Origin of the sequence: Bacillus sp. FSL M7-0558, from assembly GCF_038003245.1 — a bacterium.
Classification (GTDB): Bacteria; Bacillota; Bacilli; order Bacillales; family Bacillaceae; genus Bacillus; species Bacillus pumilus.
Window position 1 is genome coordinate 2,998,828 of the sequence record NZ_JBBOOU010000001.1, and the last position, 25,111, is coordinate 3,023,938.

Genomic DNA, 25,111 nt, shown 5'->3' on the forward strand with positions numbered 1-25,111 from the left:
TCCCCCAGTCGCCTTAAAGTGTGACACCTGTTTTGAAAATAGCCAGCTCTCTAAAATTGTTTTTTTCATGATTCAATAGCTTCCCGCTCGCCACATCAATGACAGTTGAAATAAATTTTTCTAACACAATATCTTCTGGTACATCTTCAAGCAGTTCTCCCGCATTAAAGTCAATCCAATGTTTTTTTGTTTCATATAAGGCTGTATTCGTCGAGACCTTCATTGTTGGGACAAACGTGCCGAATGGTGTCCCTCTGCCTGTTGTAAAAAGAACCAACTGACAGCCAGAAGCGGCAAGAGCAGATGAAGCAACCAAATCATTTCCTGGTGCACTTAATAAATTTAGACCCTTTCGCTTCAGCAATTCCCCATATTTCAATACATCTTGAATGTCAGAAGTTCCTGCTTTTTGTGTACAACCGAGAGATTTATCCTCTAATGTCGAAATTCCACCTGCTTTATTTCCCGGGGAAGGATTTTCATATACTGGCTGTCGATGATCCATGAAGTATTGTTTAAAGTCATTGATCATTTGCACAATATTGTCGAAAGTCGCTTCTGATTCCGCTCTCTCCATTAAAATCGTTTCTGCTCCAAACATTTCGGGCACTTCTGTTAACACTGTCGTGCCGCCTTGAGCAACAATAAAATCGGACAGCCTTCCTAAAAGCGGATTTGCGGTAATGCCGGAGAATCCATCTGATCCCCCGCACTTCAAGCCGATTTTCAGCTCAGATAACGGGATTTCTTCACGGTGATCTTCTTTCGCTGCCTCATAAATTTCCTTGAGTAAAGCGACTCCCACCTCAATCTCATCTCCTACTTCTTGGCTTCTTAAAAATTTCACTCTCTCATGGTCATATTCACCTAATGTAGACTGAAAATCTTCAATGTCGTTATTTTCACAACCAAGTCCGAGGACGAGCACTCCTCCAGCATTGGGATGCTTCACGGCATTTTGTAAAATGATTTTTGTATTCTCATGATCGTCCCCAAGCTGTGAGCATCCATAATTGTGCTTTAATACAAGAGCTGTTTCAAACGGATGGATGCTTCCGCCCATTTCAGCGGTAAAAATTTGAATGATTTGATCGGCGATGCCATTTACGCATCCAACGGTTGGGACAATCCAAAGCTCATTGCGAATCCCGCTTTCCCCATTTTTTCGTTTATATCCTTTAAATGTAAGATTCGTTTTTTCATAGGGGTTATTTGTAAATGAAGGCTCGTATTCATAATCGAGCTTGCCTGATAGATTGGTTTTGATGTTATGTGTATGCACCCATTCTCCAGCAGAAATGGCAGTCGTTGCATGCCCAATGGGGTAACCGTATTTCATGATATTCTCTCTTTGCTTGATATCAGCCAATGCAAACTTATGACCTTTGGCGATGGTCTCTTTTAAAATAACGGAATGATCTTGATGATGTAGCTCCTCCCCTTGTTCAAGCACTTTTAAAGCAATACCGACATTATCTGAAGGGTGAATCACAATAAAATCTTTCATGCCTTCTCCCCCTGACTTTCATATTGATGCTGCAGCATTCGTTGAACAGCCGCTCTCATCCCTTGCTCCTTTATGAGGGTAAGCTGATCAGCTACAGCGTGAACCAAATCATTTATATCCGTTAAATTTCTCCCCCATAATTTTTCACATGATAGAATCTTTGCTGCGATCGCTTCATTAGATTGGTTCTCTTCTTCAAAGGCTTCCTTCATGAATGCCAGTACAGTCTCATCATCCTTTATCTTTTCTGCATGTGCTCTGTAAAAATAAATGAGGCTGCTGAGTGAAAACACGAGTTTCATTGGCAGCTGTTTCTTTTGCTCAACATAATCGAGCAATGACGGAAGAATACGGGTTCGAAACTTAGATACACCATTAAGCGCAATATCCAGCAATTGATGCTTCACAAATGGATTGCAAAATCGATCCCAAACCGATTGTGTATAAAGAAGAAGCTCACCTCGAGAAAGCTCAAGCCCTGGCAGTATTTCCTCCTCCAGCATCCGCCGGATGAACGGGCCAACATCCTCATCATCCACAGCCTCTTTTACAGTTTCTACCCCGCATGAGTAAGCGATTGGCACCATCGCTGTATGGGCACCGTTTAAAATCCGTACCTTGCTCATGCGATAAGGCGCAATATCCTCTACAAAAAGGACATTTAAACCTGCTTCTTGAAAGGGAAGCTCTTTTTGTACGAAGACAGGTGCTTCAATAACAAAGAGGTGATAGTATTCTGCCGTGACAAGCAACTCGTCGATATATCCCTCTTCCTTTTGAACAATTTCAGCTGCTTCCTTAGAAAACCCAGGAACGATCCGATCCACAAGCGTATTACAAAACGTATTGGCTTCCTTGATCCATGTGATAAACGCAAGCGGCAGGTCCCACTCAGTTGCCATGTCTATCACATATTCCTTCAAGCGATCACCGTTATGTTCGACCAGTTCACATGGAAGGATGATCAGCCCTTTTTGTTCATCTCCAGCAAATGCTTTAAACCTGTGATATAGGAACGCCGTCAGCTTTCCTGGAAAACTCGCTTGCGGTCGATCCTCCAAGCGATCCGCCTTTCTGAACATAAGCCCTGCCTCTGTCGTGTTGGAGAAGACAAAGCGGAGATCGGGGTTTTCAGCTACTTGTAAAAAAACATCATAATCCGTATACGTACTGATTCCTCTGCTGATCGATTGAATGACCATCCGCTCATTCATTTCTTGCTGGTCATGATAGCCCTGTATACATAATGTGTATAAGCCATCTTGTTCATTTAAAGCTGCAACAGATCCTTTTCTCGGGGGAACAACAACAGCTCTTCCTTTAAAATCTGTGCAGTCGTTCAGCTTTTGGATGTGCCAATTAATAAAGCCTCGCATAAAATTCCCTTCACCAATCTGCAAAATCGTTTCCGGATACTCAGGCACCGGGTATAGGGCTTTTGATAAACGTTTCAAATGGATTCCCCTCTCTGTAATTTATGCACACGTGAACATTCTTCTATAAAAGATGCCGATTACTGCACCTTTTTGACTGAATCTCTGATCATCAGCTCTGTGTGGACATACATTTTTTCCATATGATCTTTTTCCTGCTCTTCACCGTTTATGACGGATAGGATGGCTTCTGCTCCAAGTGCACACATTTTTTCGATTGGCTTTTTCACCGTTGTCAGTGCAGGCGTGGTATAGGATGAAAATGCAATATCATCAAAACCAATAATAGAGATATCGCCTGGACACGTCTTGCCCTTTGCATATAAAGCATTCATCGCACCAATGGCCATGTCATCGTTAGAGCAAAAAAGCGCTGTTGGCGGATGATCAAGGGTCAGCAGAGATTCCATTGATTCATAGCCGCTTTTCATATGGTAGTCACCCGTGATCATATATTCTTTTTTCATAGGAATATGGTGATCAATTAACGCTTGGAGAAAGCCAGCTTTTCTCTCCTGAGTCGATTTAAAGCCTTCTTTTCCTTCAATGATGGCGATTTGTTGATGGCCTTGCTGAATGAAATAGTGCGCTGCCTGGTATGCTCCTTGACTATCATCTGCTAATATATTCATCACTTCATTACTTTCTACACGACGGTTCAGCACAATGATTGGAATGCCCTGTTTCTTGACATGATGGATAAACGCTTCATCGTGCTCGCTTTGGCTCATCAGCAAAATGCCATCGTAGCGCTGTTTATGAATGGTTGTGTAATCGTGAAAATCGTCAATACCCCTAACAAACAGATTGTAATGCTCTGTCATGACGCTATTGACACCTTTTAACGCATCCACAAAGAAGCTTGAGGATGTGCCTTCTGTTAAACTCGTGAAAAACAGACCGATTGTAAACGATTTTTGTGATACAAGGCCTCTGGCATGGACATTTGGTGAATAGTTCAGCTGTTTTGCAATCGACAAAATCTTTTGTTTTGTCTTCTCTTTAATAAAAGGACTGTTATTCAAAGCCCTTGATACTGTGGTATGAGAGACATTTGCCAATTTTGCTATGTCTTTAATTGTGACTGTCATGCTATTCCGCCTTTTATGATTTTTTTCCATCTTATCATAAAACCGCTTTCATTTTCTTACCTTTTTCCTCATGTGATTTTACTTTGATGATGGAGCTGCTTTGCCCGGTCAAATTGAAAATATTGCTTGGCATTTTCATAGCTGATTCCTTTCACAATCCCCCCTAACAGCTCAAGGTCGTAGGGGACTTCTCCTTTTTCTACCCAATCCCCGATGATATCACAAAGCAGTCTTCGGAAATATTCATGCCTTGTATAGGACAAAAAGCTTCGTGAATCTGTCAGCATCCCGATAAAACGGCTGATCAGTCCGATACTGGAAAGAGCCATCATCTGCTCTGTCATTCCTTGCTTCGTATCATTAAACCACCAGGCTGTGCCGTGCTGCATCTTCCCCGGTGTCTTCCCGTCTTGAAAGCTTCCAGCCAATGTTGATATCACTACATTGTCCCTTGGATTTAAAGAATACAGAATCGTGTTTGGCAATGCATCTTCTTGTTCTAAACGATCTAATATACGGCAAAGCGGCTTTGCAATGTCTTCGTCATTCATCGCATCGTACCCCGTATCTGGTCCGAGCCTCTCAAACATTTTCGTATTGTTGTTTCTAAGTGCATTGATATGAAGCTGCATTGCCCAGCCACGCTCACAGTAAGCCTGACCTAGCATAATGAATGTCTCTGTTTTAAATTTGATCTTCTCTTTTTCCGTCAATGGATGACCAGACATTCTTTTATGAAAGATGGTCTCCACTTCTTCTTGTGTCGTTTCTTCATATGTCATTTCATTAATGGCATGATCTGAGATCAAGCAGCCGTGATCATGAAAAAAATCAATTCTCGCACGGAGGGCATGTAAGAAGTCTTGGTAGGATTGTATTGGGATAGCTGAAGCCTCTGCCAGCTCATGAACATATTTTTCAAACAGATCATTCGCTATATCGAGTGCTTTATCAGGTCGAAACCCTGGAAGCACTTGTACAGAGAATCCCTCTTCCCGCAGTTTTTGATGATATTGAAGAGAATCGACCGGATCATCTGTTGTGACAACGGTTTCAACGTTTGATTTCATGATGAAGTCTCTCGCCCCAAATCCCTCTCCTTGCAGCTTTTCATTGACTTTCTGCCAAATGATGTCTGCATTTTTTTCATTTAATAGGTCTTCGACTCCGAAATACCTTCTCAGCTCTAGATGAGTCCAGTGATAGAGCGGATTTCCTATGGTCATAGGGACGGTCTTCGCCCACGCCAAAAATTTATCATCATCAGATGCATCCCCCGTGACGTGCGTTTCAGGGATGCCGTTTGCTCTCATGGCACGCCATTTGTAATGATCTCCATAAAGCCATGCCTCGGTAATATTTCGGAAGGTTTTATTTTCATAGATGTCTTTAGGACTTAAATGACAATGGTAATCTATGATTGGAAGATCCTTTGCAAACTCATGGTATAACTTTTCCGCCGTTGGACTGTTTAGTAAAAACTGCTCATCTAAAAAGGCTTTCATCAAATTCCCCCATCCCTCTTATCGTATGAAATTGTTTTGTTCACGTTAACAATTTAATTGTAATCGTTTACAAAGTTGATTTCAATCCTAAAACAGGAAAAAACGATCTCCTTTTGAAAGGAAAATCGTTTTTTGGCTATTTTACAGGAGGTGATTTTTTTAGGATAATCGCAATAGCTGTTCCAGCACCTTGTTCACTTTCCACTTGAATATCACCGTCATGCAGCAAGACAAGCTCTTTTGCAATCGCCAGCCCGAGTCCTGTTCCATTCGTTGGATCGTTCGTATTTGTCCCTCTATAGTAGCGGTTAAATAAGTGATCGACCGTTTCTTGTGCCATTCCGCATCCGTTGTCTTTCATTTCGATCCGAACTTCCTCATTTGTTTCAGATAAGGTAGCTGTAATATGAGTTCCTTTTTGGTTATGCTTGACTGCATTCGCTAGCAGGTTCTCAATCACTCGTCTGAACCAGGCTTTGTCGATCTCAAACATGACACCATCAGTTTGATCTTCGAAGGAGGAAGGGAAATCTTCTGAAAATGAGCTCCTTGAAAACTCGTCCATAATGGATGCTAAGAATTCACCAAGCTCGACAGGCTTTCGATTAATAGGCAATGCGCCATTTTTTAGTCGATACGTGAGGTTTAAATCTTCAATCAAGGTCGACATGTATTCTGATTTCTCACGAATCACCTGTCCCATTTCCATGACTTCTTCCTTGGACCATTGATATTGATCAGATTCAAGCATGAGCCCGTAGCCGTAAATCGTACTAAGAGGTGTTTTCAGATCATGAGACAATCCTGCAATCCATTCTTCCCTTGTGGTTTGAATTTTTCTTCGGTTTGCTTCATTCTCTTTTAATGTAAGCGTGAGCTGATCCATTGTTTTTAGGATATCCTCAAATAATCGGTATTCCCGCTTAATACGACCTTTTTTATTTTTACTGATTGGAATTCCTTTTCTATTTGTTGGTTCCTGCAATTTATTTCTAGATAAGAAAATCAGCCAGCGGATAATGTGATAGATCGGCAGTCCATAGCGATACGAGTACCATAATGTCATGACGATAATAATCGTAATCGCAAGACCTGCAATTAAGATGGTCGTATATTGATTTAAAGCGTCTGTTTCTTTATCGTATAATCCATCTGGGGTGTATACTTTATTTGGTACAGAAATAATGATATACCGGTTTTTATTCACCCTGATATAAGACAGATCACTTCTAAACTCCCAAGGCTTTGATTGATACTTGAGCAGTTCAACATCTGTTACCTCATGTTTCAAATTGGTATTGGCTCGAATACCTTGTAAATATTTCCCTTCATCATTGAACAGATGCACCGATCCATTCATTCTCTTCAAGAATTCTTTCGTTTCAACCGAATATTGAGATAATGCAGCCAAGTCTTTCTCGTGCTGCTTCAGATAATTGGCGACCTTTGTGCTGTTTGTTTTAAACCCATACAACACGATAAAGCTTTTTTGATCAATCTCAATGGGCCAGAAGTACATCTTGTAATCTTTGAATTGTCTTTTTTCAAAGATCTTGATCATTTCATCCTTTTGATAGGAAGTTGGAATGGACTTAGGGCGGTGATAGCTATAGACGTTATCCTTTTTTGAATCAATGACTTGCAGCCATCCGTCTCGTTTTCTCACTGCTTGTTTCAGCTGATCATCGGCTTCCATTTTTCCATCCTCATTAAAATAAAGCCAGCTCATGAGTGTATCTCCATCAGCTTTTGTTAAACCGGTTTCAGCCATGTTCTCGTAGTATTTTTTTAAATATAAATTATCAGAGAACGTATTTCCGATGATCAAAATGGCAATCACAATAAACATTTGTCCGACAAAGTGAAAGAAGAGTTTTGCTCGTAGATTCATAAATTATTTAAGAACCTTTGCTGGGTGCGGTATAAATTTATAGCCCATACCACGGATCGTCACAATATATTCTGGCTGACTCGGATCTAGCTCGATCTTTTCTCTCAGCTTTCGGATATGAACCATCACGGTGTTGTTATCACCATATGATGGGACGCCCCATACTTTCTCATAGATTTGATCTTTTGAAAGAACCACATTCGGATGATCACAAAAGTACTTCAGCAAGGAAAGCAGCTGAGCTGAGCATGCAGTCACCTCTCCTCTTACTTTCAATTCGGCTGAATGAGGATGATAAGAGAAATGGGCATATTCGTATTGACTTTGAGCCTCATCGTGGTCTTCCTTTAAAGAGATATATGTTCGGTTTAAGTGAGCCTTAATTCTAGCCACTAGCTCTAGCGGGTTAAATGGCTTTGTGATGTAATCATCTGCTCCTTGAGCAAAGCCGGTCAGTTTATCTACATCAGACGTTCTTGCGGTTAAATAGAAAATGGGCGCTTTCGTATATTTTCTCATTTCAGGAAGAACATCAAAACCAGACTTACCGGGCATCATCACATCTAGAAGTAAAAGGTGGATGTCCTCGTTTTTGACAACATCTAATGCTTCATCTGCATGGTAGGCTTTATAAATATGCTTGAATCCTTCTTTTTTTAATACGCGTTCAACCATTTTTACAATTGCTTCTTCGTCATCTGCAATCAATATTTTTGCTGTTTCCACGCATCTCTTTCCTTTCTAGCTATGATCTCTAACCGTATATTACCATTGTCTAAAGTAAAAAAGTACCTCTTTTCTGCATAAAAGCGAAAAAATATCAACTGGAGAAAATGGCAGCACTAGGAAGTTTCAGAGACACAAAAAAACTCGGCTATTCCACCGAGTTCCTTTTACTTCTATTATCCATTCACAGCTTCTAGCTTTCTTTCATGATTCATTAAGTCATATGTTAAACAGATCGGCTTATTCGTTCTAGGGTCAAGTACGATTTCTGCATCAATGTGGAATACCTGACCAAGCACCTCTTTGGTCATGACCTCATGAGGCGTCCCATCTTTGATGACTTTTCCTTGATTGAGAGCAATCATGTAATGAGAAAAACGTGCCGCATGATTCAAATCATGAATGACCATCAACACAGTACGTCCCTGCTCTCTGTTTAACCGTTCTAACAGCTGAAGAATTTCGAGCTGATGTGCAAGGTCCAAATACGTCGTCGGCTCATCCAATAGAAGCAGTTCTGTTTCCTGGGCAAGTGCCATTGCAATCCATACACGCTGACGCTGTCCACCAGAAAGTGCTTCAATTGGCCGATCATGAAAAGCAATCATGCCCGTTTCCTCAAGTGCCCATCTGATGATTCGTTTATCTTCATTTGATAAGCGCCCAAATCCATTTTGATGTGGGAAACGTCCATATGACACCAGCTCATACACTGTCAGTCCACTTGGTGCTTCGGGCGTTTGCGGTAAGATCGCCATTTGTTTTGAAATTTCTTTTGTAGGCGTTTGATGAATAGCCTGACCATTTAAGTAAACAACGCCTTGATTGGACTTCATGATCCGGGACATTGTTTTTAAAATCGTTGATTTCCCGCACCCATTCGGTCCGATTAGTGTTGTCACCTTGCCTTTTGGGATACTGATATTTAAATCGTCTACAATCAAACGGTCATTATAGCCAATACAAAGCTTTTCTGTTTCGAGCGATTTCATATGTTGTACTCTCCTTCCTTCTTAGTTCGTTTTCATCAATAAGTAAATGAAGTAAGGTGCGCCTAAAGCCGAAACGACAAGACCAACTGGCACCTCTGATGGTGCAAGTATGACGCGGCCAAGTGTATCTGCCAGTAATAATAACAGTGCGCCAATCAACGCGGAGGCTGGTATCATTCCTTGATGCTTTGGTCCAACAAGCTTTCTCGCCAAGTGCGGTGCGGCTAACCCTAAGAACGAGATACTACCTGCAACAGCGACACTAGCACCTGCTAATGCAACAGCAATCAGCATAAAAAAGCTTCTTTCTTTATGAACCGAGATCCCTAAGCCGTAGGAAAGCTGGTCACCCAAATTCATGATATTTAAGTAGCGTGCTCTTACAACCGCTAATACAAGGAAAATCAGCATCCATGGCAGGACAGCCAGGACATACGTCCAGCTCGATCCCAAAATGCTTCCTGATAACCACACGATGGCTTGGTTAAAATCATTTGGGCTCATTTTTAATTGAATAACCACAATTGCTGCTGAAAACGCAGCATTCACGCCAATACCCGTTAAAATCAATCGAACAGGTGTGATGCCTTTTTTCCACGCTAACACATAGATGAGAAATGCAGCAAAGCCTGCACCTACAAAAGCGAAGAGCGGCAGTACAAAGATCGTAAAATCACCTAGGTTTGACATCGTACCTTGGAAAGCAAAAATAAACAAAACCACTGCAAAGCCTGCGCCCGCATTGACACCAAGAATGCCTGGATCGGCTAAACCGTTTTGAGAAACACCTTGCCAAATCGCTCCTGATACAGCGATAGAAGCGCCAACAAGTAAAGCGATGACCATTCTTGGAAGTCTGAACTCGAATAATACAAGCTCATCCATTTCACTTCCGAATCCAAAAAATGTTTTCAATGTATCCATCGGAGAAATGCGAATTTCTCCGGTATTTAAACTAATAAGGAACACAGCCACGATCGCCAAAAAGATCATGAGCATCGTTCGTTTGTATTTCTTTTTCTTTGCCTGCTGCACCATTTCCATCTAAATCCCGCTCCTTTCACGTCTAGCTAAATATAAGAAGAAAGGAACGCCTATAATTGCAGTAATGGCACCGACTGGCGTTTCAAATGGGGCATTGACCAGCCTTGCAGCAATGTCTGCATAAATTAACAGAACCGCCCCTAAAATAGCTGAGCATGGGATAATCCATCGATAGTCAACTCCGACCAAGAAACGAGTGACATGAGGAATCACAAGCCCGATAAAGCCAATAGTACCGGCCACTGAGACAGCAGCACCTGTTAGAAGAATGACGACCAATATTCCAAGTACCTTGACAGTTTTCGTGTACTGTCCAAGCCCTTTTGCCAATTCATCACCTAAGCTGAGAACAGTGATCGAGCGGGCAAGAATCATTGCGATGATCAGCCCCGCAACCGCAACTGGAATGATGACCTTAATATTGCTCCAATTCACACCAGCCACGCCGCCAGCATACCAAAAGCTCATGTCTTGAGCGACGTCAAACCGGATGGCAATTGCTGAGGAGATGGAGCTTAAAAGTGCCCCAACAGCCGTACCAGCTAGTGCGAGCTTCACTGGGGTCAATCCACCTTTTGAAAGAGTACCGACACCAAACACAATAGAGGCAGCGAGTGCCGCACCAACAAATGACCAAAGAATTAATGTAAAAGAAGATTGTCCTGGGAAAAAAGCAAACGCAATGGCAATCGCAAATGCAGAGCCATTTGTCACACCCATAATTTCAGGAGACGCAAGCGCATTTCTTGTCATGCCTTGCATAATAGCCCCCGATACGGCTAAAAAGGCACCGACGAGTGCAGCCCCAACTGTACGCGGCAGCCTCAATTCCCGGATGATTTGATGTGAAGTTTGCTCATGATCAAATTGAAAAATGGCTTCCCATACCGTGTGAAGATGAATATTTGCTGCTCCTAATGATACCGATAAAAAAAGACCAAATGCTAAAGCGATAATTCCTATGATGACAACAACTGCTGTTCCAAAGGGTTTCGTGACAATATCCATTGCATTGTCTTTGGCCGGCAGCTGTTTATTCGATTGTGAGCCCAAAACCAGTCTCTTCCTTTCCGTTCAAATCTATTCCTCATTAGTGATAATGATTATCAATCTCGAAGTCTAGTATATCACTTTCTTTTCTTTTTGAAATCATTGTTCTGAACATTTTCTTTATTTTCATCAAAAAACCGTGAGAAATTTACCATTTTTCTTTAGGCCCTAAAATAGACGATGCATTTTTCATCCCATCATGTTACGATACAATTGAAATTGAGAATCATTATCACAAGAAAGTGAATAGGAGAGAATCTTTGTGAAAAACCGATCTGGATTTCTTTTGATATCCTTAGCCATTCTCATGCTTTTTACAGCTGCTTGCGGCAGCACTTCAAATAAAAAATCTGGTGCCAACCAGGATGACACAATCACCTATCAGGATGTAAAAGGTGAAGTCAAACTCCCTAAAGATCCAAAACGAATTGTGCTTCTGGCAGAAAGCTACTACGGTGACCTCGTGACACTTGGCAAGACGCCAATTGCTGCAACGGCACCCATCTTTAAAAACCCTTTCTATAAAGGCAAAACGGATGGTGTCAAAAACCTTGGAACAACCCCTTCTGTCGAAAAGGTCGCCGCTTTGAAGCCAGATATGATTATTGCTTGGGGAGAAGACGAGAAATTTGATCAATACAAAAAAATTGCGCCAACCGTTGCCATTAAATACAATCAATATTCCTTTAAAGATCAACTAAAAGAATTCGGTAAAATGACAGGTACACCGAAAAAAGCAGCAGAATGGATCACAAAATGGGATACCAAAATAGCTGAGGTAAAGCCTAAAGTAACAAAAGCGGTCGGCAGTAAAACCGTTTCAATCGTGTCACCTTTTGATAAAGGGATCTATATCTTTGGAAACACCTTTGCACGCGGAGGCGAAATTATTTATGATGAGCTGAAATTACGTGCGCCAAAGGCAGTTAAAAAAGATGCCATCGACAGCGGCGTCGGCTATGCAAACATTTCCCTTGAAAAGCTGCCAGAATACGCAGGCGACTATATTTTCACTAGTCCATGGAGCGGGTCAAAAAGTAAAGGAGACCAGGTGTATGAAAGCAGCATTTGGGCATCACTTCCTGCTGTACAAAATAAACACGTATTTGAAATCGACCCTGTCGGTTACTTCTTTAATGACCCAGTTTCATTAGAAGGACAGCTTGAGTTTATTGTGGACCGATTAACATCTGCATCATAAAAAAACGTTTCTCCATATGTGGAGAAACGTTTCCCTTATTCCGTTCCTTTGGCAAATCCTTTTGACATGAATGGATAAAGCAAAATACCTACTAAGAACAGACCGATGCCAAGTCCAAATGTTTTCAAATCAGCTGTTCCTGAAATAATCACCCAAGCGGAATACCCCATCGCAACAAGCGCAATGATTCCGTCTCTTGTTCGCTTCCCTTTTTGAAGATCATACGTGTCACCTTGCATGATGACTTTAAAGCTATAGATCGAAGACACAATATACGGAATGAGATACGCAAGTGTCGCTGATGTCGTTAAAAAGGTAAAAGCTTCATTAATCGTACGAGACATCACTGAGAAAATAAACAGCTGTGACATGATATTTGTAACCGTTAAAGCAAAAACAGGACTGCCTTTTTTGTTTGTTTTTGCAAATACTGCCGGGAAATCGCCAGCCTTTGCTGCTTGGTATGGTACTTCTGAACCAAGTAAGATCCAGCCAAGCATCGAGCCAAATAAACAAATAATCGCAAGCAATGCCATCACAATTCCACCAGCCGGTCCAATAATAAGCTGAAGCACGTCTACGAATGGTTTATCTGAGCCTTGCAACTGATCGTGTGGCAGGACGCCCATTGTAATCAAAGTAATAATCATGTAGATAGAAAGTGCAATTAAAAGACCTGTAATCGTTGCACGTTTCACATCGCGCTGCGAGGACGCTCTTCCTGATAAAATGACAGCAGATTCGATGCCAATAAATGCCCATAGAGTGGAAATGGCCGCATGATGAATTTGGCCTCCAAGTCCGAGCATTCCTTCGCCTTCTGCTGCAACTGGGAAGTAATAATGTTCAAATAATGCCGTTTGGAATGCAAATAATCCCGCAACAATAAAAAGGACGAATCCAAGTACCTTTGAAAAGGTCGTAATAAAGTTTAATTTACTTGCAGCACTTAAGCTTGTAATTAAGATCGTATGTGTTCCCCAAAGAAGAATGGTACATACAATAAACGTTGTCAGCTGACCAAGTGTGATCGCTTCTTTACCAAAGGTGAAAATCTCCGTCTTCACTGTGAGAATTGGGAAAAATGTCGTTAAATAACCGGCAAGACTCGTAATAATTGCGACATTACTAATCCAGCTTGCTACCCAATATCCCCAAACCATTGTAAAACCGGCCGCTTTCCCCTTTTTCGGATCGTTAAAAAGTGCTCTTGCATAACTTTGTGGTCCTGCCGTTAGCTGCGGCTTATGAATGGACAAATGCCCAAAAACAAGTGCAATCATCAGCACACCGCCACCTGTGACAAGCCATGCCATCGTCACACCTAAAGGACTCGCATGCTGGGCAAGCGTACTTGGCAGCATAAAGATGCCTGAACCTACCATATTTCCGACGACAAAAGCCGTCAATAACCAAAAACCCCATTTTTTTGTCTGTTCCATTTCCGTACCTCCGTTATATTCACTTCGGACCAGACCCGGCAGTATCTTCATTGATATATTTGTGAAGCAATGACTTGTATTCTTTATGTTCCTCATGGGTCCACTTTCTTAACAGCATACCCTTATCTTCGGTACTCAGAACATAAAAAAAAGCCTGAACAACAGTCCATGCTTTTCAAAACATACACCTTGATCTCCGGATAGCCCTCCACGCTTCAAAGACGTGGCAGTCCTGCATTTATTCAATGCAGACCCAGCATAAAGAAAGTTGGAGCTCTCTCTACACTTCGGCGCTGATGCCTTTTTTCTCATGTTCTTCGATTCCATCTCTCCCATGAGTGACTCATCATCCGCGCAACCTCTACCTCACTGAGACATAGCGTGAGGATTTCTATTCATTTTTACTACACGAAGGTTATCAAACATTCTCACTTCTGTCAAAGGGAAAAACATAGAAAAAGGGCAGAGATCCTTTTCTCTGCCCTATACCTGTTTATTGATCGTTGTTTTTCTTCTTTTGTACAGCTTCCTGAAGCGGATCGCCTGCTAGCTCTTTGCTTGCTTCTTCTAACAGCTGATCTACTTGCTTGTGGTCTTTCTCGCTTTTCGCCTTTTTATCCTTTTGGAAAAATGACATCGCTGTTTCCTCCCTTTTCATAAAATGCGGTTGCCTGTTTAATTTGTGCTACAGTGCGCCGCATTATACAAAGTGGAAAGGCTCAATCATCATGAAAGGTCTGTCTCATTTTTTGCAGATACGTCAAATAGGTCTTTAAGTCTTCCTTTGTGAAGTCTGACATCATATGCTGAATCACCTTTCCGAAAAGACGTGTGTGCTTTTCATAAATCACCTGCCCTTTTTCGGTGGCTTCTAATCGGACGAGCGAGGGGTCGTCTTTGTCCCGTTCTCTCTGAATATAGCCCTGCTCACATAATTTATTGAGTGCAATGGAGGCTGCACCTGGGTTTAAAGAGAGTCTTTGTTTCAGCTCTTCGGCATGTGATACTTTGCCTTGTATCAAAATAGAAAGAGCATATATCTGCGGAGGCGTGATGTCTTTTTCTAACTCAAGTAACTTGCGGTTTAATTTACGGCTGACTTCATAATGTACAAGAACAATTTCTTTTAAAATGTCTGCATTACCCATCCGAATCGCATCCTTATCGTTAGTATCAACATGACTTCCCCCTTATTATAGAATGTTTTTCCAATCAGCCAACCCTTTTGCCCTCTTTTTCTTTAGAAATAAGTCTTGCTGAATGAATTCACCCTTGATATAGTGAGGACTTGAACAAAAAACAGAACAGGAGTACGCATCATGACAGGAAAAACACACATTATGGGCGGAATCGCCGCCTCAACAGCCGTCGCCTACTACTACGGATTCGACCCAGTCATCATGGCTGCAGCTGGATCAGCAGGTGCTTTGATCCCCGATCTTTGCCATACAAAAAGTAAAATCGGTAGAAAATTTCCGCTGCTCTCGGCACTGATCAGCAGCGTATTCGGTCATCGCACGTTCACTCACAGTTTATTATTTCTGCTGATCATTTATTTTCTTGCGACAACATACATTCCAAATGACAGCCTAAGTATCGGTTTACTAGTTGGAATGGCGAGCCACCTTATCCTTGATGCTGGAACAGTGAACGGCATTAAATTTTTATTTCCAGCTTCCATTAAAGTGCGTCTCCCCTTCTATGTCAAAACAGGCAGCACAGGAGAACAAGTCGTACTAGCTGCTCTCACTGTCGTCACCTGCTATTACATCGCCGTCATCTGCGGCATATCTATCCCCATCCAGTTCTAACAGAATATAAAAGAGTTTTGCGAAAAAGATAAGATATGAATTGATCATTCCTCATTTTTTTAGTAGGTTTAAGATAAGTGTTTTTGCCTTGCAGCTGAATACAGAATGATGAGGAGATACATAAATGAAAGCGTTTTTCAAAAATCACTGGTTTTTAGTGTATTCCATCCTCTTCATGTGGATGAAAACATACATCATTTATCAACTAGGTTTTCACATACGAACGGCCAATCTGTTTCATGAATGGCTGCTTTTGATCAATCCACTTAGCTTTCTACTCCCTTTGTTTGGAATAGCTCTTTTTTTAAATGAAACCAAACAAAAGGTTTTTTTATTGACTGCAAATTTTATTCTTACGGCGATTCTTATATCGAATACGATCTTTTATGGTTTTTACATTGATTTCATTACCATTCCCGTGCTATTCCAAGCGAAGAACATGGGAGATATGGGCAGCAGTATGACGGAATTATTCCACCCGCTCTTTGTGCTGATGCTCGTTGATTTTGTCGTACTTGCTTGGCTGCTCAAGCGCAAACCATTAGCCCCAAAAGCGTCATACAAGACGATCAAAACATATTATGCGATCTGCTGCAGCTTCCTATTGTTTCATGTCAGCTCAGCTATGATGGATCACCCTCGATTTCTGACAAGCTCTTATGATCGTGAAGTCATTGTCAGAAACCTCGGGCTGTTCCAATTCCATCTTTACGACGGTGCTGCCCAAACGGCACGCATTGGACAAAAGGCCTTTGCGGATGAAGATACGCTTTCTACTGTAGCAAACTACACAAAGGCTGATTACAGCGCACCAAACGAAGAGTACTTCGGACTTGCTAAAGGCAAGAACGTTGTGTTCATTTCACTTGAATCGACGCAGCAATTTGTCATGAATCAAAAGGTAAATGGACAATTTATCACTCCCTTTTTAAATCAATTGGCTAAAAAGAGTTTTTATTTTGATGAATTTTATCAGCAGACAGAACAGGGGAAGACGTCCGATTCAGAGTTTATTGTCGCGAATTCCCTCTACCCTTCTAGCAGCGGCGCTGTCTTTTTCACAGCGAGTGATAATGAATATGATACGTTATACAAGCAGTTGAAAAAGGAAAACTATCAATCCGTCCAATTTCATGCGAATAATAAAACGTTTTGGAATCGTGATGTAATGTATAAATCTCTAGGAATTGATCGTTTTTATGATGTCGATTCATATCATGTCAATGAACGGAATTCCACTGGCTGGGGCTTAAAGGATATCGACTTCTTTGATCAATCCATTGATTATTTAAAAAAGTTGAAGCAGCCTTATTACAGTACGTTCATTACTTTGACCAATCATTTTCCATTTGAAATTGACCCGAAGGATCAGTTTATTGATGAATATGATTCGTCCAGTACCATTTTAAACCGCTATGTGACGACCGTCCGCTATCAAGATGAAGCGATTAAGTTGTTTTTTGACCGTATGAAAGAAGAAGGATTGTATGACAATACGATGTTTGTCCTCATGGGTGACCACTATGGCATCTCTGAGGCACATCATGAGGCAATGGCACAGCTGCTCGATCAAGAGGAAATCACACCGTTTGATGCGGTCAAACTGCAGCGTGTTCCGTTTTTGATTTACATTCCTGGTGTCACGGACCAAGCACCGCAGACGATTTCTGAAACAGCTGGTCAAATGGACGTCAAGCCGACACTTCTTCACTTACTAGGGATTGAAACGAAGGATTCCATTCAATTCGGCAATGATTTATTTTCAAATGAACGGACGCCTTTCGCTGTATTGAGAAACGGTAACTTTATTACAGATGATTATCTCTATACAAAGAACACCTGCTATGATCAAAAAACAAAAGAACCCGTGAAGCAGGATGAGGTATGTCAGCCCTATATCGAAAAAGCCAATAAAGAGCTCTCCTTATCAGACAAGGTGATCAATGGGAATTTGCTGCGTTTTTATCAGCAGTAAACAGGATAATACGATCTCCTTAGTCGTCACGCTGAAAGTCGCCATTTGGCGGCTTTTTCTTTTCTCTTTTTATTGAAAGCCTATGAATGCTCAAATAAGTTTGCTTATAATAAAGGGAACTACATGATATTGAATGATAAGAGGTGTGAACATGAAGTATATATTCTTAGCCTTCATCTCCATATGTTTGCTTCTGAGTGGATGCCAAACAGAGATGAAGCCATCTAATTCGAATAAAAAAACAGAGCTTGTAATTTCAGCAGCGGCAAGTCTTCAGGATGCACTAAAGGAAATTGAAGCCTCCTTTCACAAACAGCATCCACATGTGACATTAACGAATAACTTCGGATCATCCGGCGCATTGAAGCAGCAAATCGCTCAAGGAGCAAAAGCGGATCTCTTTTTCTCAGCAGCTGAAGAGCCCTTCAATAAACTTGTTCAATCTGGAGACATTGACCGAGAATATCTCAAGGACGCCATACAAAACGAGCTAGTCCTTATTGTGCCAAAAGATGGCTCTTCCTCTATTAAAAGCTTTCAAGACGTCCAGCACGTAAAAGGAAAGATCGCTCTTGGCACACCTGAATCGGTTCCTGCTGGTACATATGGCAAAGAGATTTTCACAAAACTGAATATATGGGATCAAGTGAAAAAGAATGCTGTCTATGCCAAAGATGTACGGCAAGTTTTAAGCTACGTTGAAACTGGAAATGTCGAAGCAGGTGTTGTGTATAAAACAGACGCCCTCGTTTCTAAAAAAGTAAAGATTGCAGCTGAAGCAAATTCGGACATGCACTCCCCGGTTATATATCCAGTAGGGATTGTCAAAGGGACAAATCATCTTACGGAAGCCAAAGCCTTTTTTCAATTTCTTCAATCTGATAAAGCCACATCCATTTTTAAGAAATACGGCTTTCAAGTGTCGTAATGCCTATGCTGACTGAAGACTTTCTATCACCCATTTGGCTGTCCGTGCAAGTGGCTATCGTCAGCGGGCTGTTGGCCACAGTTTTTGGCACAACAATTGGCTTCTGGATGGCGCGAACAACTTTTAAAGGGAAAATGATTGTGGAAACGCTCCTGATGATGCCGCTCGTTCTCCCGCCAACAGTCGTTGGCTTTTTATTGCTCGTCGTATTCGGAAAGCATAGTGTAATAGGGGGCGCGATTGAATGGATCTTCCATCAGCCGGTCATTTTCACATGGTGGGCGGCGGTTATTGCTTCGACAGTCGTGGCATTCCCGCTCATGTATCAATCAGCAAAGGCGGGCTTTTCTACAATTGAGTCAGATATTGAAGGGGCTGCAAAAGTAGATGGTGCTCATTCATTCCAAGTCTTTGCCTATATTACTGTACCTCTTGCCCTTCCATCCCTCTTGTCAGGCAGCATCCTTAGCTTTGCAAGAGCCCTTGGAGAATTCGGAGCGACCTTAATGTTTGCCGGCAACATCCCAGGAAAAACCCAAACACTCCCAACCGCTATTTATGTGGCGATTGATTCTGGGCGCATGGAGCTTGCTTGGGCGTGGACGATCTGTATTGTGATCTTATCTTTTATTATGCTTTTGGCTGTGCGTAGAAGTAGTACGTAAAAAAATCCCTCTATGTGAGAATAGGGGGATTTAGACTACATATTTACTTTGCCGTTTTACCATAGTATAAGTCATCAGGGATGACAGATAGAAAAGCAATGAAATACTGATCAGGATGGTGGTTATATTCATGGGAATCGGCACAAATAATTGGTAGTTTCCTTTAAACAAAAAAAAGTGCATAGCTAAGTTGGCGATCATATTTTTTAAATCAAAGACACCTAAGTTAGGAATCAGTAAAAAATAAACCATATAGATGCCCCCTGATAAAATAAAACTTCGACATAAACTACCTAAATAAAAAACAAGTGTACTAAATAACCAACTAGTACAAATAACAAACATGAATTGAAGCAATATAGAATGTTCCGTACTATCTTGATATGTAAACAATTGAACAGATATATCATTTGATATGGCAGAATAAAAGATATGGCTAGCTATATAAGAAATAAGAGAAAGAATAGGAATCAATAATAGAATGATGACATACAGAGATAATTGCTTAGAAAACAATACATCATTCCACTCATATCGAACTGCCTTTATTTTCAGCGTTTTATATTTAACATCATATGTTGATAAATAAATAGCATATAAACCAAATACGAGAGGATAAAAGATAAATCCCATCCATTCTAAAGTTGTTGAAATCGTTTGAGTGGGTTCCATCAAATGAAGTGAATGAATAAACTGCTCATAATCATATTTCAAGACATTTTCTACAACTTCCCCCTCAGCTCCGGCTAGTTCTCCTTCTTCTATGTTGACTGGCATCGTCAAAGCCTTCTTAATATCAATCCCGAGCTCTTTGTATTCACTTTCTGTTTTTACATATTGGGCATAGTTGGATTTTGTTGTTTCATATTGAGCATATACATTCCATAACGAAATCAGCATTAATGGAATGAACAAGACAAGAAATGCTTTGGCATAATATTGATATAAAAACTCTTTTTTCATTAATTTAAAGATATGTTTGATAGATGTCACCCAAATCCTCTCCTTTTTCCTGAAAGTCATGGATTTGAATCATTGATTTGTCTTTTAAAATAAACAATTCATCCACAATAGATGAATAAAATTCAAACTGATGACCTGTAGCAATAATCGTCATGTCTTCAGACCATTTCTTAATCATTGCTTTTAATTCCATCATTGTTCCATAATCTAAACCATTTGATATCTCATCTAAGAATACATATGTTGGTTTTGTTAAGGCAATGAATATGAAACTTAGCTTCTTTTTTTGTCCATATGAGTAATGTTTGATCTTTTTCTTGAGAATCTCATGTGGCAGGTATTCTCTTGCCAGTTCATCACACTTTTTTTGATCAACAGGGCTGTTTAACAATAATCTTATATTTTGATAACCGTTTAGATTTAAATAGAGTGGAGTATCATCAAACATCACCTGAATCTCATTTCTTACTCGATCAATTGGCTGATGATTATACAAGATTTCCCCTTCATAGTGTTCTAGCTGAAGTAAGCATTTCATAAAAGTTGTTTTTCCGGATCCATTCTTCCCCATTATGAAATTTATTTTTTGATGTTTTATTTGAATATGTAAATCCTCAAATACAGGCTGATGTCGATATGTTTTTGTCAATCCTTTTACATGGATCATTTTCCAAAAACTCCTCTAAGTATTTTTTGTAGATTGTTATTAAAAGCGCCTCGTTTATTATTATGAAATTACCCCAAACTCGATATGTAAAAGAGTTACTCACAAAGGTAAAGACAAAGCAAGAATGACTTTTTGTATATAATGATCCTCCTTTTATTCATATTCAAAATTTACCATATAACCCATTATCATTCCATAAAGTTCATGTGATTTAAGGTGGATTTAAGGAGATATGCTCGCTTTCAAGATAGCTTTTAATTCAATTAATAAAAAAACACCTTTCCATTAGTCACAGAAGTGTCTCACTCCTACGTCTATCGAAAGGTGTTTTTATCATTATTCTATTTCATTATTATTCAAACCCAACCGTCATCGTCTCTGGATTCGAGCCGACACGCTCGTTATTGTTTAATGCATCGATTTTTTCCATGTCTTCTTTTGAAAGTTCGAAATCAAAAATATCTGCATTTTGTTTAATGCGTTCTTCGTTGATTGATTTTGGAATCGTCACGACACCGCTTTGCAGATCCCAGCGCAGGATGACCTGTGCAACAGATTTGTTGTAGCGTGCAGCCATGTCCTTTAATACGTCATGATCTAATAGCTTTCCTTGCATGAGCGGAGACCATGCTTCAATTTGAATGCCTTTTTCTTTTGCGTATTGACGTAGTTCGACAAGTGTCAGTTTCGGATGAAATTCAACTTGGTTCACGGCTGGAACAACCTCAGCATCTTTTAATAGCTCTTCTAAATGCTGAATGTAGAAGTTGCTGACGCCAATGGCTCTCACTTTCCCATCCTTGTAAAGCTTCTCAAGCGCACGCCATGTGTCTTTAAATGTTTCTGCATTTGGGCCAGGCCAATGAATCAAATAGAGGTCTAAGTAATCAAGACCTAATCGATTCAAGCTTGCGTCAAATGCAGCCAGCGCTTTATCATAGCCTTGATCCGTATTCCATACTTTAGACGTAATGAACAAATCTTCTCGTTTCACGCCAGATTCTTTAATTGCTTTGCCTACGCCTGTCTCATTTTTATAAACGGCAGCCGTATCAATACTGCGGTATCCGTTGCGTATGGCTGCTTTTACGGCATCTACCACTTGATTGCCGTCCTCCACTTTGAATACACCTAAACCAAACCAAGGCATTTCCACTCCGTTATTCAGTGTTACGGTATCATTCAAGCTTTTAACCATTTTAACAACCACCTTTTTCATAGATTCCATCTTTTTCATTATCTCACGTTGTCCATTAAAACTCTATTATCAGGCGTTTTTCTTCGCTTCGATGGCTAACAGCAAAGCACCTGTCATGCCGGCCTTGTCTTCAAGTCCAGGAGAGACAATATATGAATCAAGCGGCGGCAGGTCTACATAATCATTGAGATAAGCAGCAAGCTTCTCTCGAATTAATGGAAACAGTTGTTTTTGCTTCATGACACCCCCGCCCATAATGATGCGCTCTGGGCTTAAAATGAGGGAGTACTGCATCAGCGCCTGCGCCAAATAATCGGCTTCAAGTGCCCAAACTGATTCTTCCTCCGTAAGCTCTTTAGCAGATTTCCCCCATCTTTTCTCAATCGCTGGTCCAGCTGCCAGTCCTTCTAAACACGTCCCATGCGCTGGGCAGACTCCTTCAAACACGTCTGATTCATGCTGCCTGACAAGGATGTGCCCCATTTCTGGGTGCGAATGACCATGAAGAAGCTCGTTTTTTACAACAGCGCCAGCACCGATACCCGTACCGACCGTGATATACAAACAACTATTCAGCCCTTTGGCTGCTCCTTTTGTTAATTCACCTAAGGCTGCCGCATTTACATCTGTTGTAAAAGATACTGGGACTTCTAATTGCTTCTCTAGCTCTGGAATGAACGGGTAATGCTTCCACTCTACTTTCGGCGTGTTCATGATATAACCGTAAGAAGGGTCGTCCTTTTGGACACAAATCGGTCCAAAGGAGCCGACCCCTAATGCTTCAATGTCATGCTGCTCGAAAAATGGGATGAGCTTTTGTAATGTTTTTTCTGGGTGCTCTGTAGGAATCGTCATTTCTTTGAGAATATCCCCGTGCTCATTGCCGATTGCACAACAAAACTTTGTACCGCCAGCTTCAATTGCTCCATAATACGCCATCATTGATCTCCCCCTGCTTGTTCTCTTTTTTCATCATAAAACATAGGGAAAAAGATGACAACATTACGTATTGGTCAGGAGAACAGCTTCCATATCATTGATATACTCCCTTAGATGATGGGCAATATCACGATTGATTTCACCATTTTCATACAAAGTTTGAATTTCATTTCGAATCGTCTGTACAGCTTGGAAGTTAAGCTCTTTTTTCTTCCGGTCAAACGAACGGTCTTTTTGCTGAAAGAAGCTTGGACCGTGTTCACATCGATAAATGACTTGGTTGTAAAAGCCAATCACTTGGTGACATGTTTGTTTATTTTCATCGGTCATATGCTGTTTGATCGAGTCCACAGCAGCCTCTGCCGTTTTCTTACGGATTTGCTTGTACGAGTCTTCGTTTTCTAAAATACCGCTGGAAACGAGCTGATTCGGTCGCCATAATTGAAGCCACTGAAGCAAGCGCAGGAACTTCACTTTTGAAAAACGAATTTTGAAGGAGTTTGAATACAGCATTTCCAGCTCATGAAATCTCTCCTGTAGCTCATAGGCTTCTTCTTTATCTAATTTCTCTTCATCAATTAATTGCTGAAGCTTCATTTGTTCTGCTTTAATTCCATGCAATCTGATCTTTCGTTCCTGTCTTCTCATCCCGAATTGGTACGGCTCACGCTGGATATTACGCAGCTTCATTCGGTAATCATTAATGAGTGCTAGAGACACTTCCCTGTTGTCTTCATTCATTCCTTCTCTTAAGGTTTTAATGGCACTTCTCAGCAGCTTCCGTTTCGCATGCTGAACCTTTGTATCCAAATCCACGGCAATTTGTTTGTCTTTTTTCTCAGATAAAAGAGGCAATAATACACTAGCTAAAATGAGTGTACATAAAATGACGCCTGCTGCGAGGAAAATAATCAAATGCCGCTCGGGGAATGGTGATCCGTCCGCAAGCGTAAATGGGATTGAGAAGGCACCAGCTAAAGTGACAGCACCACGAACACCAGAGAATGTCATCAGCATCGAAGCACGCAGCTTCGGTTTTTTCACATTCTGCTTTTTCGTTACACTCCAGTTACCTGCCCAGAAGAGCCATACCCATAAGAATCTCAGGATCATGAGACATAGCGTGATGATTAAGATGTAGCTGATGACCTGCATATTATTAAACGCTTCATCCTGGAAAATCACTGTCGATACATCCGGAATCTGCAATCCAAGAATAACGAAAACAAGTCCGTTTAAAATAAATAAAATAATATTCCATGTGTTTGATGAAGCAATTTGCAGTTTGGCTAAATTTGCTTCCATTCGATCCTGCTCAATAGCGTGTGTCACACCGCCAGCAACAACCGCTAAAATACCGGATACACCAATTTCTTCAGCTGCTAAATAGATGACAAATGGTGTAAGGATTTGCAGAATGATATGCATCGTGACATCGTCCATTCCTAAACGGCGGAGAAAATAGCGAAAACGAATGATAAAAAAGGATAGAATAAATCCAGTCAATAGACCACCTGCGGCAATCAGGACAAAGCTAAAGGATGCCTCAGCAATTGAAAAAGCGCCAGTTACTGTTGCTGCAATGGCAAATTTAAAGGCGACAAGTCCTGATGCATCGTTCATCAATCCCTCGCCTTCCAGCAGTCTCATGATGCCCTTTGGCATGTTCACACGGCTGGAAAGAGCACTGACTGCTACCACATCTGTTGGTGATAAAATCGCTGCAAGCGCAAATGCGGCTGGAAGTGGTATGCTTGGGATCATCCAATGGATGGTATATCCCGCGACAATGACTGTCGCAAAGACTAATCCTAGGGCTAACAGAAGAATCGGCGCTCTTAATTTCCACAGCTCGTCCCTTGGGGTACGCTTCCCGTCATTAAATAACAGCGGTGCAATGAATAAAACGAAGAATAGTTCAGGATTTAAAGAAATATGTAAACCTGAAGGAAAAGCTGCCACCAGTATTCCTAAGCCCACTTGAATTAACGGGACTGGAATAAAGGGGACAAAACGATTGATAATATTAGATGATGCAATGAGTGCAAGTAGTACGAGCACTGCCAAAAAAATCTCCACTAGT

The 25,111-nt window shown here is 41.0% G+C and carries 22 protein-coding genes and 1 riboswitch; of the genes, 5 read left to right on the top strand and 17 right to left on the bottom strand.

Annotation, left to right across the window (positions count from 1 at the left end; genetic code table 11):
* Positions 1-13: 13 nt before the first annotated feature.
* The 9 genes from MHB79_RS15335 to MHB79_RS15375 all read right to left on the bottom strand — a co-directional run bounded on the left by MHB79_RS15335 (position 14) and on the right by MHB79_RS15375 (position 11,242).
* On the bottom strand, positions 14-1,507 hold the full coding sequence (locus tag MHB79_RS15335; protein ID WP_003213206.1) for a UxaA family hydrolase: 1,494 nt from the start codon (positions 1,505-1,507) through the stop codon (positions 14-16).
* Positions 1,504-2,961 (bottom strand): tagaturonate reductase, encoded by a 1,458-nt coding sequence (locus tag MHB79_RS15340; RefSeq protein ID WP_003213644.1) that lies wholly within the window; start codon positions 2,959-2,961, stop codon positions 1,504-1,506. Before MHB79_RS15340 ends, MHB79_RS15335 begins: the two co-directional genes overlap by 4 nt.
* Before the next feature lie 59 nt (positions 2,962-3,020).
* A complete protein-coding gene (locus MHB79_RS15345) occupies positions 3,021-4,031 on the bottom strand; it encodes a LacI family DNA-binding transcriptional regulator (RefSeq protein ID WP_003212963.1) in 1,011 nt (336 codons plus the stop codon).
* A 68-nt stretch (positions 4,032-4,099) separates the two neighbouring features.
* Positions 4,100-5,536 (bottom strand): glucuronate isomerase, encoded by a 1,437-nt coding sequence (gene uxaC, locus MHB79_RS15350; RefSeq protein WP_050944113.1) that lies wholly within the window; start codon positions 5,534-5,536, stop codon positions 4,100-4,102.
* A 136-nt stretch (positions 5,537-5,672) separates the two neighbouring features.
* A complete protein-coding gene (locus MHB79_RS15355) occupies positions 5,673-7,427 on the bottom strand; it encodes a HAMP domain-containing sensor histidine kinase (protein WP_251190825.1) in 1,755 nt (584 codons plus the stop codon).
* 3 nt (positions 7,428-7,430) lie between these two features.
* Positions 7,431-8,153 (bottom strand): response regulator transcription factor, encoded by a 723-nt coding sequence (locus MHB79_RS15360; protein ID WP_050944115.1) that lies wholly within the window; start codon positions 8,151-8,153, stop codon positions 7,431-7,433.
* Between the two features lie 176 nt (positions 8,154-8,329).
* On the bottom strand, positions 8,330-9,145 hold the full coding sequence (locus tag MHB79_RS15365; RefSeq protein ID WP_137054411.1) for an ABC transporter ATP-binding protein: 816 nt from the start codon (positions 9,143-9,145) through the stop codon (positions 8,330-8,332).
* A gap of 21 nt (positions 9,146-9,166) precedes the next feature.
* Entirely contained in the window at positions 9,167-10,189 is a 1,023-nt protein-coding gene (locus MHB79_RS15370; RefSeq protein ID WP_340990136.1) for a FecCD family ABC transporter permease, read from the bottom strand.
* The gene (locus MHB79_RS15375; RefSeq protein WP_212045534.1) at positions 10,190-11,242 is read right to left on the bottom strand and encodes a FecCD family ABC transporter permease; all 1,053 of its coding nucleotides are present in this window, start codon (positions 11,240-11,242) and stop codon (positions 10,190-10,192) included. It lies immediately after the preceding gene.
* A gap of 259 nt (positions 11,243-11,501) precedes the next feature.
* On the opposite strand from MHB79_RS15375, the gene MHB79_RS15380 reads away from it, so the two are divergent.
* The gene (locus tag MHB79_RS15380; RefSeq protein WP_050944119.1) at positions 11,502-12,440 is read left to right on the top strand and encodes an iron-hydroxamate ABC transporter substrate-binding protein; all 939 of its coding nucleotides are present in this window, start codon (positions 11,502-11,504) and stop codon (positions 12,438-12,440) included.
* Between the two features lie 35 nt (positions 12,441-12,475).
* On the opposite strand, the gene MHB79_RS15385 is transcribed toward MHB79_RS15380, so the two are convergent.
* The 3 genes from MHB79_RS15385 to MHB79_RS15395 form a co-directional block, all read right to left on the bottom strand.
* Entirely contained in the window at positions 12,476-13,882 is a 1,407-nt protein-coding gene (locus MHB79_RS15385) for an amino acid permease (protein WP_050944120.1), read from the bottom strand.
* A gap of 193 nt (positions 13,883-14,075) precedes the next feature.
* Positions 14,076-14,254, bottom strand: a riboswitch (Lysine riboswitch).
* Positions 14,255-14,375: 121 nt separating this feature from the next.
* Positions 14,376-14,519: a small acid-soluble spore protein SspJ gene (sspJ, locus tag MHB79_RS15390; protein WP_003213383.1), complete on the bottom strand. Its 144-nt coding sequence runs from the start codon at positions 14,517-14,519 to the stop codon at positions 14,376-14,378.
* 82 nt (positions 14,520-14,601) lie between these two features.
* Positions 14,602-15,030 carry a MarR family winged helix-turn-helix transcriptional regulator gene (locus MHB79_RS15395; protein ID WP_003213061.1) on the bottom strand — a complete coding sequence of 143 codons (429 nt, stop codon included), beginning with the start codon at positions 15,028-15,030 and terminating at the stop codon, positions 14,602-14,604.
* Between the two features lie 171 nt (positions 15,031-15,201).
* Between MHB79_RS15395 and MHB79_RS15400 the strand changes: the two genes are divergently transcribed.
* The 4 genes from MHB79_RS15400 to modB all read left to right on the top strand — a co-directional run bounded on the left by MHB79_RS15400 (position 15,202) and on the right by modB (position 19,261).
* Entirely contained in the window at positions 15,202-15,693 is a 492-nt protein-coding gene (locus MHB79_RS15400; protein WP_050944121.1) for a metal-dependent hydrolase, read from the top strand.
* A gap of 124 nt (positions 15,694-15,817) precedes the next feature.
* The gene (locus MHB79_RS15405) at positions 15,818-17,668 is read left to right on the top strand and encodes an LTA synthase family protein (protein WP_340866524.1); all 1,851 of its coding nucleotides are present in this window, start codon (positions 15,818-15,820) and stop codon (positions 17,666-17,668) included.
* Between the two features lie 151 nt (positions 17,669-17,819).
* Positions 17,820-18,596 carry a molybdate ABC transporter substrate-binding protein gene (gene modA / locus MHB79_RS15410; RefSeq protein ID WP_340866525.1) on the top strand — a complete coding sequence of 259 codons (777 nt, stop codon included), beginning with the start codon at positions 17,820-17,822 and terminating at the stop codon, positions 18,594-18,596.
* Complete coding sequence (gene modB / locus MHB79_RS15415; RefSeq protein WP_212045537.1) at positions 18,596-19,261, top strand: molybdate ABC transporter permease subunit; 666 nt, start codon at positions 18,596-18,598, stop codon at positions 19,259-19,261. Before modA ends, modB begins: the two co-directional genes overlap by 1 nt.
* 30 nt (positions 19,262-19,291) lie before the next feature.
* On the opposite strand, the gene MHB79_RS15420 is transcribed toward modB, so the two are convergent.
* The 5 genes from MHB79_RS15420 to MHB79_RS15440 all read right to left on the bottom strand — a co-directional run bounded on the left by MHB79_RS15420 (position 19,292) and on the right by MHB79_RS15440 (position 25,107).
* Positions 19,292-20,254 (bottom strand): ABC transporter permease, encoded by a 963-nt coding sequence (locus MHB79_RS15420; protein ID WP_340990138.1) that lies wholly within the window; start codon positions 20,252-20,254, stop codon positions 19,292-19,294.
* Positions 20,229-20,891, bottom strand: a complete 663-nt coding sequence (locus tag MHB79_RS15425) for an ATP-binding cassette domain-containing protein (protein ID WP_340990140.1) — start codon at positions 20,889-20,891, stop codon at positions 20,229-20,231. The genes MHB79_RS15420 and MHB79_RS15425 overlap by 26 nt, the downstream gene beginning before the upstream one ends.
* Before the next feature lie 352 nt (positions 20,892-21,243).
* Complete coding sequence (locus MHB79_RS15430) at positions 21,244-22,089, bottom strand: aldo/keto reductase (RefSeq protein ID WP_012011253.1); 846 nt, start codon at positions 22,087-22,089, stop codon at positions 21,244-21,246.
* Positions 22,090-22,158: 69 nt separating this feature from the next.
* Positions 22,159-23,028 carry an ROK family protein gene (locus MHB79_RS15435; RefSeq protein ID WP_340990142.1) on the bottom strand — a complete coding sequence of 290 codons (870 nt, stop codon included), beginning with the start codon at positions 23,026-23,028 and terminating at the stop codon, positions 22,159-22,161.
* Positions 23,029-23,091: 63 nt separating this feature from the next.
* Entirely contained in the window at positions 23,092-25,107 is a 2,016-nt protein-coding gene (locus tag MHB79_RS15440; RefSeq protein ID WP_003212699.1) for a Na+/H+ antiporter, read from the bottom strand.
* Positions 25,108-25,111: the final 4 nt, after the last annotated feature.